Raw genomic sequence first — 12217 nt, forward strand, 5'->3', positions numbered from 1 at the left:
GATTCTACCAGCGCCACTTTACTGCCAATCTGAGGGTGACATGGCGACGGCCGACGCGCGAGCGATGAACTATCCCATTCGGGTGCTGCTGCGCACCGCGCTGCGCTGGCGGCTTTTTACCTATTTGAACGTTCTACTGACCGTTATTCTCGCACTCCTGCAAATTCCGGCGCTGCAATGGGAACTAAGCGCCCGCGCTCTGATCCCGATGACCCAGGCAGACGCAGCTTCGCTGTCCGCAGAGCGCGCCTTTGGATCCAGCGATCAAGTGATCCTTACGCTGCTACCAAGAAACCAGAACGTCTTTGCACCCAACACGCTAACGCAAGTCAAATCTCTCAGCGCGGCGCTGTCATCCCTGCAGGGCATTTCTCAGTTGCACAGCCTTGCCAACCTCCCACAGGTGCGCATCGAAAACGGTCTTCTGAGCGCTGCACCCTTGCTTGCCGAGAGTGTTCCCGACCTCTCTCTCTCTGAACAACTGCGCGCCGAAGTCGTATTCGCCGGACTTGACAAGGGAGGCTTGGTCTCCCCCGACCACGCTGCCACTTCCATCATTGTATCACTACGTGAGGGGGCCGATTATGAGCGCGTCTTAACGGCGATTAGGTCTATCCGGGCAAATCACACGAGTTTGGATACTCAGATGGTTCTCGCCGGTGCACCTGTCGCACAAGCAGAACTTGGCGACGCTCTTTTGGGTGATCTTGCACGCTTTCTGCCCGCAATCGCGCTGGCTCTTGCAACGTTCCTGATCGTGATGTTTCGCGCTGCTGCACCGGTGCTTATCATCGTGACAAAACTCGGCCTGACCTTGATCCTGACAGCAGGCGCAATGGCCGCTCTCGGCATTGGCGTTTATGTCCCAACTCTGGTTTTGGCCGTGGTCATTCTCGTGATCGCCGTTTCTGACGACATTTACGTAATCGACGCCTGCCTGACGCGCTTTCAAGCCGTCTCCAATACCGCTTGGACCGACACGGTCGAGACCGGTCTCGCGTGCACCGCGCCTGCGGTCTCCTTTTCTGCGCTGACAACCAGCGGAGGATTTCTGGCACTCTTGTTGACAGATCTGACAGCCTACGCCGATTTCGCAAAGGCGGGCGTGATAGGCATTCTGATATCTTGCGCCTTAACCGTTGTGTTGCTCCCCGCAATGCTATGCTTGCTTACACGCGGCGCCGCTAAATACACTGCTGCCAAGCGAGAAATAGTACGTCACCGGCTTTCCAAATGGGTGCCTTGTCCCCGAAATCCCGCCAGGATTCTCACAGTTTGCGGACTGGCCGTCGGACTGTCCCTTACAGCCCTCCCGACCCTACACATCAATGACAGTTGGCTCGCTAACCTACCGCAAAATAGCGATACGCGACTAGGTGAAAAAGCTTTGGAGGCGCGTTTCGGCGGGCTCAGCACTTTGCATGTGATGATCGAAGACATCTCCGGTCAGTCCCTGCTTGACGACGAAGTGGCAGAACGTGTGTTTGCCCTCGAAGCCGACTTGGCCGAGGCGCCCGGTATCAGCAGGCTGACACCGGTGCACGAAGACATATTGCGAGCCAACGCAGCGCTTGGCCAGCAGGATTTTTCGAGCTACGCCGCAACCCGTCGCGCTGGAGGGCTTCGTCCCGGCGAACTAGCGCAGGGCGACATGGTGATCCGCACGTTCCGCCGTTATCCGGTGACGCCCCGCCTCACCCCTGACGGGCGCGCCGGGTTGATCACATTGACCCTGAAAGCCGCGGACTACCGCTCGATGGACGCGCTGTTGAACGGCCCGTTGTCCGAATTGTCCGAAGGCGACCTCGATCTGCGTCTTACCCCGTTCGGCGAAGCTCTGCAGGGCTACAAGGCCGTTGATTTGGTAGTCCAAGGTTTCCCCAAGACCGTGACCGCCGCGTTGTCGATCACTTTTGCACTAGTCCTGCTATTGTTCCGCTCGATCTCGGCCGCTTTCCTGGTCTCCTTGCCCGCGGTTTGCACCGTGGTATTGCTCCTTGGAATACTGGCGCTTACGGGACAGCCGTTGGGCATCGCGACTGCCATGTTTGTCGCCATCGCCATGGGTGCCAGCATAGACTATGCTATCCACCTACTGGTGGCAGTCCGAAACGCGCGTGCATCGGGCGCTCCGCAATCCGACGCACTCTGCCAAGGCATGTCGCTCACCGCGCCCGCCACACTGACAGCCGCGCTGGCTGTGTTTGGCGGCGTGTCCGTGCTGCTCTTGTCCAGCGTACCCCCCAACCTCGGATTGGGCCTTCTGATCTGCACCAGCCTTGTGGTCGCTGCAGGTCTGACGCTCTGGTTGTTGCCCGCGTTGTTACTTTTACAGGCAAGGGGCTCAAGATGAGGATGGCCCTTGTCGTATGTCTCGCCCTTGCAGCAGGGATTGCGCGTGCCGAAACCGCACACGATGTGATATCCGATTACAATGCCCGGCCAATCGCCGCCAATGGTTGGCAAAGCGTTCAGTTGGATCTGTTGAGCGGAGAAAAGGTCAGCCGTAGCTTTGGTGTTGAAAATGCATGGCGCAGGGACGCTGACGGCACGCTTCGAACCCTCTTTCTCCTGCAAACTCCCGAAGGTCTGCGTGGCACCATTTACCTTCTAACAGAAGACTTGGAGCAAGCCGATCAGCTGGGCGTGGCGCTGCACTTGCCGGTCGGTCTAAAAGGTGTTGTTGCCTTGCAGGCCGACCAACTTGACGAAGGTTTACTCGGGTCTGATTTCGCGTATCGCGACATCCGCTGGCTGCTCCCCACCGAAGGCATGTCCTATGCCCTAGGTGGTCGCGAAACGATGTTGGGACGCGACGTGACAGTTATACACGCAACCCCGACACCAGAGAGGACAAGGTCAGTCCTGTGGGAACAAGCCCGCTACTACATAGCCTCTGATCCACGTCTCCTTCTGGGCGCTGACTACATTCGGAACGAGGTTGGAAAGGACGTTGTCTTCAAGCAAATGCGCGTGGAACGAATCGCTCAAATCGAGGGGCATTGGATCGCCACTTCAATGAGGATGCGGCGTGGCAAAACGCAACAATCACGAATCACGTTGCGGGCGGTAGAGTTTTCAGCACGAGGCTTCGATCCGCACCACTTTCTACCTACGGCTCTTCCGTTTCTTGGTCAAACTTTGCGTACCGCCAAGCCTGCGTCAGAAAGGGACGCTCATGACTAGCCGTCATCTAACCTTGGTCGTCGGCTTTCTGACCGGGACGACACTTGCAACGGTATCCGCCGCGCAGGTCCTCAACAGCGAAGACGATCTCTACGGTTTCGGCCTACCCTATCCGTTGGTGCATCTCATGCATTCGGCGGATCCAAATCTCAAAGGCACCACCGCGCATCTGAAGACTGAGGATCCCTTTCTCCTTTACACGCTTGGCCGCGATCTGATCCGTCGCCAGTTCGGCTTTGAGCACGGTACGTTCGGTCAAACGGGTGACGCATCTGTTCCGCTTTATGCGGCTGGCGGCGCCGATAGCCCAGTTCCGCGTTTTGCTCGCGACCACACTAACAGCTGCGGCGGTTGTCACTCCATACCGCACCCGGAACCTGGCGCGGGACAAACCATCGCCTCCACCGGAGGCGCGGGCCGCAATACGCCGCATTTTTACGGCGCGGGACTGGTCGAGATGCTGGGAGAAGATATTCGCGCGCGCCTGCTACGCCGCTATGACCGGAACCGCAACGGCTGGATTGATCGAGATGAGGTGGCAAGCCCGTCACCCGCAAACATCACCACCGGCGCAGACGGAACTACCGTGAACTACGGCGATCTTGCGCCTGACGCTTTCGGGGTGCCGCAACTCAACAGCGTGTTTCGCTTGTGGTTTCTGAATGCCGCGGGAGGCGTACTGCCGGAGGCCACAAGCCTTTCTGATTCTGAGGTGGCTGGGTTCGATTTCGTCATGCAACCTTTCGGTTGGGGCCGCGGCGACCGTGTTTTAGACAACGGGCGTCGAATTTCCCAAGGTGGCGAAGCCAGCACCGTGCGCCAGTTCTTTGTTGGCGCTTCCGATCTTCACTTGGGGCTCGAAGCTTTCGATCCTTCACTAGTTGCGCCCAACGATCAACGGATCGCGGGATACAGCCTGTCAGGGGCACTGCAAGTCGATTTCGGCGACGTCGTCGACCGCAACAGAGCGAAGCCCAACGCCCGCATCTCTCGCGATGACCCCGACGGCGACGGGCATTTCAACGAGCTCACGGAAGGCGACGTGGATGCAGCGGAATTCTACATGCTGAACCTGCCGCCACCTTCCGTGCTACCCTTGCCGGACTATTCCAAAGGCCGCGCACTATTTGTCGACACGGGCTGCAGCAGCTGCCATGTGCCAGATTGGCAGTTGTCACCCGGCGATCCCAACTACGGCTACAAAGGCGACAGGAGGTTTTTCGAGCTGCGTTTTGCAGCAGATGCGAGCGAGATAACCGCCAGTCTGGTGCGGCAAGACCCACGCAGCCTTAACAATGGCCCCTTAATCACTGGCGTCTATTCCGACTTCAGGAATTGGGACATTGGACCCAAGTTCCATGAGGTTCGGTACGACGGCTCAGTGCAAACGTCACACCGCACGGCACCGCTTTGGGGCGTCGGTTCCACGGCACCCTACGGCCACTCAGGTCAGTTTCTCACCCTGCATTCTGCAATCATGGCCCATGGTGGCGCAGCCGATGGCGCACGAACAGCCTATGCCACCTTGGCGATTGACGATCAGCAAGCGATTGAGGCTTTCTTGCGATCACTGGTTCTTTATGTCAGCGATGAACTGCCCACCGATTTGAATGGCGATGGGCAAGTATCGGACAGTTTTGAGGTCGGCGGGCATCCCGTCGGCTACGAACGGTTTGATCCACGTTTCTTGACCCGAATCCCTCCGGTTTTTCGTCATGTCGCCGAGGTATTGGATCACAATGGCCGCCGGGTTCCGCTGCAACTCCTAACCAACGCCGAAGAGCTGTACGGATTGAACCTGCCTTTCCGCGTAGACGCCGACGGCGACTCATTTCCGGACCTTCTACAGGATCAGGACTCCGCGCTGGAGGCTCGACAATGAAGCTGCGCTTACTCCCGCTTATTTGGTTCTGCGCTGCCACCGCCGCACTCGCACAAGCCATCGAGCGTCCCGAAGACCCGCTCGGCATGGCGGTCCGCGAACCCCGAGTTCGGGTGATCCACACTGCCACGCCCGAGCTGCCGGGCTCTTCGATGCACCTGCAAACCACGGACCCCTGGATGGCCTACAAACGCGGGTATTCCACGTTTCAACGAGAATGGCGGATCAAGGATGGCGTGTTTGCACTGGCGTCTGAAGGCTATGCCGAAGCCAACGCCAACAGCTGTGCCATGTGTCACAATATGCCTTATCGCAGCGCCGGTTTTGGTGGCAACACTGCGGCCCCGGTGGGCCACGGGCGTAACATCCCACATCTGTTTGGAACTGGTCTGGTGGAGATGATCGGCTTGCAAATCCGTCAGGATCTCTATGCGCGCTACGACCTGAACGGTAACGGTTTCATTGACGTGCCCGCTGAGTCAACGGGGCAACAGGCCATTGTCGAACCGGTTAAAGGAGAGCCGCTATCTTATGGCAGTTTGGAGGACCTCAACGGCGACGGCAGTCCTGATCTCAATCCATTGTTCACGGTCAATTTCGTGGACCAATCCGGCGCCGTCATACGACAGGCTTCGGATGGTCGCCCCGCAACGCTCAACACTCCTCTGGTCGCCGGCTATGACCTTTCGGCCGCCATTTACTCTGCTTCCATCAGCGATCACCAGTTTCCCACGCTGCGCCGCTTTTCCGAAGGAGTCATGCGCTCGGTCATGGGCTTTCGCATCGAAATGACCGCTGGTGGAGTCGATGACGGGCTGAACGGTGACGCAAAGGCGAACGATGGATGGGCTGCGCCGTCAATCGCGGGCGCCGCGCAACTTATCGTACCCGCACCTGCCTTTGCTGCGCCGGAACCGGGCAATTGCGACCATCGGTCCAGCGCAATCAGTGCAGGCGAGATCGACCTGCTGGAATGGTACCTGCTGAACGCGCCGCGCCCGGCGCGCATGGCGCAATCACCCCAAACCAATCGCGGTAAGGCTCTTATGACCGAGATCGGATGCACAAGCTGCCATGTACAAAACTGGTCGTTGAAAGGACAGGATCAACTTTCAGGTCATGCCGGAGACCGACGGTTCTTTGATCTGGGCGTGACAGTAGATCGTGACGGTACGGCAACGGGCCGCTTGCAAATGCTTGCAGAGCCCAAGTCGGCGCCTAGTGGCGAAATCCACTGGCAACGCCGCTTCGCTCCTGCTTTTGTCACCGAAATCTATAGCGACTTTCGTCATCACAACATGGGACCGAAGTTTGCCGAGTATTACTATAGTCGGCGCGCCGACAAGGCATTTGCATTGCGGATGTTTCGTACTCCACCGCTTTGGGGCGTCGGATCAACCGCACCCTATGGCCACGATGGTCGTAGCCCCACACTTGATCACGTGATCCGCCGGCACGGAGGCGACGCACGACACGCGTCAGATGCCTACGGTACTTTACCCCAGACGGATCGAGCCGCGCTTATCGCCTATCTCAGATCACTCGTGCTTTACCAGCCGGATCAGGTGTTGGTGGATATGGATGGAGATGGCAGCATCAGCGCCATGCTACGTCGTGACGATAACGCACTGGGACAAGAACGCTTCCGGCCGGAACTGATGTTTCTAACCCCCGTGACCTATGCTGGGCGCGCTAGCGCCGACAGCCATTTTTCGCTAGCGATCACCAATCTGGACGAGGCGTATGGCCTGACTCTTCCCGGGCTACTGGATGCCAATAGCGACCAGACGCCGGATTATTTGCAAGACTCTGACGGGCCCTGCGGCGCAGAATTGAAAAACTGAAATATAACACAAAGGAAGCATACCATGTCTAACCTCATCCTATATGGCCTGCCGCCTAGCAGCTACGTCCGCACAGCAAGCATGGCGCTGCACGCCAAGGGTGTTGACTTTGAACTGGAGTTTCCGGATTTCCGTTCCGGTGCCTACAGAGAGATTCACCCTTTTGGGCGCATCCCGGCTCTACGCCACGGCGACCTTGTGCTTTATGAAACGCTGGCTATCACCACTTATGTGGATGAAGCATTCGATGGTCCGGCCTTGCAGCCGGACGACCCGGCGCAAAAGGCACGGATGTTGCAATGGATCAGCGCCATCAACGACTATGTTTACACGTCGCTGGTCATTCACTGCATCACGGAACGCTTCGTGAAACCGATGCGCGGGGAAGAAACAAACGAAGCACTCATCGAAGCCTCCAAACCCGATATGCAAGCGCATCTGGCCCTATTGGATCAAGCGCTTGACCAGTCTCCGTACCTGGCTGGTGACACCGAAACGCTCGCCGACTTCTTCCTGGCACCCATCCTATTCTATTTCGGATATACACCGGAGGGCAAAGAAATGCTGCTTTCCTGTGCCAAACTGACCGCATGGCAAAAGCGCATGACCGATGTGAAAGGTTATGCCGAGGTGAACGTTTTGCCTTCTCCCACAGCAGCCTAACCCGATGCAAATTTGGCACGGCTTTGCACTTGTTTGTTCGCTCGCTGTCGTCAACCTGCCCTGCGACGTGCAGGCGCAGGCGGAGGTGGGCTATCTGGCAAACATGTATCACGAAGTGCTCGATAACGGCCTGCAGGTGGTGATCGTGCCCAACCATCGCGCGCCGGTGGTCACCCATATGCTTTGGTACGCAGTGGGCAGCGGCGATGATCCCGAAAGTCGTACCGGTACGGCTCACTACTTGGAACACCTGATGTTCTCCGGAACGTCCACCCATCCGAAAGGTGTGTTTGATGCAGCGGTAATCGCGGTAGGCGGGATTCAGAACGCCTTCACCTCTGCCGACAATACCGCCTTTTATCAGCAGGTTCCGCCAGAGGCGCTTGCGACCATGATGGCCTTCGAAGCCGATCGCATGCACAACCTGATAATCTCGGAAACCGCGGCTGACATTGAGCGCAAGGTCGTGGCCGAAGAGCGCCGCGTCACGATCGAGAGCACCCCAGGCTCGGTGATGATCGAAGAGTTGGACGCGACGCTTTACCGCCGTCATCCATACCGCAATCCTGTGATTGGGTGGGGCGCCGATTTGCCGGAACTGGATAGTGCAACAGCGCGCGCGTTTTACGACACTTACTATGCACCCGCCAATGCCGTACTGGTCATTGTCGGCCATGTACAACCGTCGGATGTCCTTGACGACATTCAGGCAACATATGGTGCGGTGCCCGGCGCAAACCTCGTTACGCGCGCTCGTCAGAAAGAACCTGCTCCCAACACGCGCCGTACGGTAACCCTGAGAGACGACCGGGTCGGGCGTGCACGGTTTCGCACATCATGGGTAGTGCCCAGCTATGCGACGGCAGACACCTCGGATGCCGAGGCCCTCGCGCTTCTGGCCCACATTCTTGCTGGCGGGCCCCAAAGCCGGATGTACCAAAAAGACGTTATCACCAACGGCAACGCGCGCTCGGTCAGCGCGCGGTATTATGGCCACGCGCTGGATTACGGGCAGTTCGCTCTGACCGGCATCCCAATCGACCCCGGCGGCATTGCGGCGCTCGAAGCTTCATTCGCCGAGGAGCTGACCAGAATTGCCGAAGACGGTGTAAGCGCTCAAACACTTGAGCATGCTCGCAAACGCATGATGCGGAAGGTCATGTTTGAGCGTGACGATCAACTGGTGCTGGCGAATTGGATCGGCTCGGTTCTGACCACCGGGGGTGACGTGGGTTGGCTCATGCAGGAAAACGCCCGCCTAATGCAGGTCACGCCTGAGGACGTTCAGCGCGTGGCGCGCACCTGGCTGCGCCCGCACCGATCGACCACTGGTTATCTCCTGCCCGAATCTGATCCCGCCCGATGACCGGCGCCCGGCATTTTCTAGCTGTATGCTGCATCTGGATGGCAGGCGCCCTAACCGCTCACGAGGATGTCACGATACAACAGGTGTCCACTGCCGTTGGTATTACCGCCTGGTTGGTCGAAGATGACACTGTGCCGATTGTTACCCTACGACTTGGATTTGCGGGAGGCAGCCGCGCCGACCCCATTGGCCAATCCGGCCTGTCCTATCTGATGTCAGGCCTCATGGACGAAGGCGCTGGTGATATGTCCTCCGCCGCTTTTCAATCGGCACTCGACGCCGCCGGCGTAGAGTTGTCCTTTTTTAGCCGGACCGATCACTTCGGCGCCAGCATGCGGGTTTTGAAAGACAACGTTAGCACCGCCTTTGACCTTTTGCATATTGCTATCACCGATCCACGTTTTGATACCACCCCGGTTGAGCGTATCCGCCGCCACATCCTGTCCGGCCTGAAAAGCCGACGCCAGAACCCGGACACCCAGGCCAATCTGATCTTGATGCAGTCCCTCTATGGCAGTCATCCCGCCACCCGCAGCCGCAAGGGCAACTTCAACGAGGTTGCCTCTCTTACCATAAATGACCTACGCGCCTTCCATGCGGAGCAATTCACCCGCGACCGGTTGCGCATCGTTGTTGTGGGCGCAATCAGCGCAACCGAACTTGGCCCGCTTCTGGAACGAACTTTTGGTGTCCTGCCGCACAAAAGCACACATGTCGAGGCGCGCCATCCAACGCCGGATTTTGGCGATACCCTGCACGTGGCAACCTCCCGCCCTTCCACCACGATCCTGTCCGTGTATCCCGGCTGGCCAGACGACCACCCAGACCACGCTGCAGCGCTTGTGCTGAATTATCTTTTTGGCGGTGCGCCATTCGCATCCCGTTTGTACAAAGCTTTGCGCAACGATCACGGTTTGGTTTATGGTGTCGGCTCTGCTCTCGACACCGCTTCCCCATCGCCGCAACTGGTTGTCACCACAAGCGCACAGCCGGACAAGGTGAATGATGTGCTGGCACTGATCAACGGGGAATTGCAGGCCCTCGCCGATACAGCCCCCTCTCCGGATGACCTTGCGCAGGCCCGCGCGTATCTCAAAGGCATGTTTTATGTGCGCAACTTCCACAGCTCCAAGTCAATTGCTCAAACCCTCTTGAGGTTGCGGTTGGACGGCCATTCGCCCACCTATGTCAACGATCGCGCCGCCCGGTTGGACGACGTCTCTAGTAAGGACGTGCAAACCCTTGCCCGACAGCTTCTGAATACGGCTCCCACAACCGTTTTGATCGGCCAGAAATAGCGCTCCCCGACACCGGCTCGGAAATTTTCGAGAAGTCGACATCAGCCACTACCGCTTAACCTTATTGGTAAGCTGACGATACTGTTGTGGCGGTGCAAGACCTTTGGTCCCGCGGGACCTCGTGCGTCTCTGACCGTTTCCAAAACGCACCCGTTGGTTCCAAACGTTTTTCTACCGGAGGACCCCATGTTTTTCACACCTGTTTGCAATGCGGCCAAGACGTCCGCCGCCATCGTGCTGACCTCTTTGGCCGTTGGCCACTCGGCAGCCGCGCTGGAAGTGGGCGAAACCATGGATGTGGAGGTCTTCAAAGGCGAAATCGCGATGATGAATATCGAAAGCGCGGACCGTGGTGAACGCGCCGTGGAAGGCGTGACCAAGGTCGTGATGGCGTTGATCGACGCCATCGAGAAAAACGACATCGAGACGATGCGAGAAGTTTACAAGCCCGACGACAGAGCCATGTTCTACGGAGCCGCGCTGGCGCAAAAGGTGCGCAACACCCGTGACTACGTGATCGCACAAAACCAATGCCGGGCAATGCTGTCAGAGGTTCTCATTTACCCTGCCGATATGCAGGTGCAATATCTGGGCAATGCCGCTGTGGCAACTTTGACCGGGGTGAACGAAACCGTGACCCGCGCCGGTGACAAGGCTGAGTCTACATGGCGCTGGACTCTTGTCATGCAAGACGTTGGTGAGGGTAACTGGCAGGTGTCTCACGAGCACTATTCCTTCGAGTCCTACTGATTCCTCCAAGGCATTGTTCTAGCGGAATGGTGACGATCAACCTGGCGTGGTGATTACTGGTGCGCCAGCGAGTTTCGGCAATCATGCGGTGGATATTCCGAAAAGCTTCGACGGCTTACTTCACGTCGATTGCTTTACTGGCTACAACAGGCACCCGGCCGGGCTTTTGATCCTGGCACCGACTCGGTTTTGAGGCAGTCAGTTTGTAGGGCTCGCTTGGCCCGAGCGGCGAATGTCCTTTTTTGGCGGGCTGCAATCGCTACATGGCAAGACTGGATGGGACGTCAGCAAAGCTCTTCTTTGCTATTCTCGACTGCCCGACAAGCAGCAGGGTCATCAGCAGACAGGCACAGCCCAAGTGAGCGGGCACGTGACGCGTAGTTTCCTCCGACTGGGCTGTTAGCAGCTTGGACCCGATAGTGGTGCTGAGACAAAGCTAGGCACGTTTGGATTTGTGCCACCAATTCTTCCCGTTCATTTGAAGTGTTAGCATTCTGTATTTGACCAATGAGTGCGGCCGCCGACACGACGAGTGCCAAGATCGAAATGATGATTGGAGCTTTGTTCTTCAATTTGCCTCGCTTGCATGGGGTAATGTCTTCAATTTGGAATTCAACATGCGCAACAAACGTCCGCTTTCTGCGCTTTGCTTCCGTTTACGACAACTAGCAAAGCGACTGAAGCAAACGTCTACTAGGCAGCGTATACGGACCTTTTCAGGCGAATTGCTGCAATCGATCAATCCGCAACGTGAGAAGATTCGCATTCACAGATTTTAGTTGCAATTGGTAATCAGGCAAACCCTATCAGGACGACTATACGATTTAGATATTTCCTGCTTGTGTAATCCAAAATTTTCGCTTCGTCTTCTTGAAAAATCCCGCATTAAATCCCGCATAGTTTTTTCAGGAGAAAATGACCAAAAGCCCTATAACTATCTGTATTCTGGCTGTTTTGTTAGAATTAATCGATTTGTCTGGACTCTCTTCGTCTCCGCCATCTAACCATTTTATCCATATATATATTCAGGTTATGAGCCTGACGAGGTGAAGACGTTAAGCGATTGATCCTGGGGATCAATTGTAGTCTGAACGGGCTGTTCTGAGGTTTTCTGACGTTGGTTGCGGGAGCAGGATTTGAACCTGCGACCTTCAGGTTATGAGCCTGACGAGCTACCGGGCTGCTCCATCCCGCGACACTTTGCGTTGGTCTACCGCCTATTCGGCTA

At 57.2% G+C, this 12217-nt stretch carries 8 protein-coding genes and 1 tRNA gene; 8 read left to right on the forward strand and 1 reads right to left on the reverse strand.

Annotated elements, in window-relative coordinates; all coding sequences use genetic code 11:
- Positions 1-40 precede the first annotated feature (40 nt).
- The 8 genes from ACR0JX_RS14510 to ACR0JX_RS14545 all read left to right on the forward strand — a co-directional run bounded on the left by ACR0JX_RS14510 (position 41) and on the right by ACR0JX_RS14545 (position 10989).
- Positions 41-2353, forward strand: coding sequence for an efflux RND transporter permease subunit (locus ACR0JX_RS14510; RefSeq protein WP_480544481.1), 2313 nt, complete (start codon positions 41-43; stop codon positions 2351-2353).
- The gene (locus tag ACR0JX_RS14515; protein WP_480544482.1) at positions 2350-3186 is read left to right on the forward strand and encodes an outer membrane lipoprotein-sorting protein; all 837 of its coding nucleotides are present in this window, start codon (positions 2350-2352) and stop codon (positions 3184-3186) included. The genes ACR0JX_RS14510 and ACR0JX_RS14515 overlap by 4 nt, the downstream gene beginning before the upstream one ends.
- Positions 3179-5068 (forward strand): di-heme oxidoredictase family protein, encoded by a 1890-nt coding sequence (locus ACR0JX_RS14520; RefSeq protein WP_480544483.1) that lies wholly within the window; start codon positions 3179-3181, stop codon positions 5066-5068. Before ACR0JX_RS14515 ends, ACR0JX_RS14520 begins: the two co-directional genes overlap by 8 nt.
- On the forward strand, positions 5065-6912 hold the full coding sequence (locus ACR0JX_RS14525; RefSeq protein ID WP_480544484.1) for a di-heme oxidoredictase family protein: 1848 nt from the start codon (positions 5065-5067) through the stop codon (positions 6910-6912). Before ACR0JX_RS14520 ends, ACR0JX_RS14525 begins: the two co-directional genes overlap by 4 nt.
- Positions 6913-6936: 24 nt before the next feature.
- Positions 6937-7575, forward strand: coding sequence for a glutathione S-transferase family protein (locus ACR0JX_RS14530; protein ID WP_480544485.1), 639 nt, complete (start codon positions 6937-6939; stop codon positions 7573-7575).
- 4 nt (positions 7576-7579) lie between these two features.
- A complete protein-coding gene (locus ACR0JX_RS14535; RefSeq protein ID WP_480544486.1) occupies positions 7580-8941 on the forward strand; it encodes a M16 family metallopeptidase in 1362 nt (453 codons plus the stop codon).
- A 38-nt stretch (positions 8942-8979) separates the two neighbouring features.
- Positions 8980-10239 carry a M16 family metallopeptidase gene (locus ACR0JX_RS14540; protein ID WP_480544487.1) on the forward strand — a complete coding sequence of 420 codons (1260 nt, stop codon included), beginning with the start codon at positions 8980-8982 and terminating at the stop codon, positions 10237-10239.
- Positions 10240-10425: 186 nt separating this feature from the next.
- The gene (locus ACR0JX_RS14545) at positions 10426-10989 is read left to right on the forward strand and encodes a YybH family protein (protein ID WP_480544488.1); all 564 of its coding nucleotides are present in this window, start codon (positions 10426-10428) and stop codon (positions 10987-10989) included.
- 1118 nt (positions 10990-12107) lie between these two features.
- On the opposite strand, the gene ACR0JX_RS14550 is transcribed toward ACR0JX_RS14545, so the two are convergent.
- Positions 12108-12184, reverse strand: a tRNA-Met gene (locus tag ACR0JX_RS14550).
- Positions 12185-12217 lie beyond the last annotated feature (33 nt).

It is taken from the genome of Ruegeria sp. AH7, assembly GCF_056541325.1.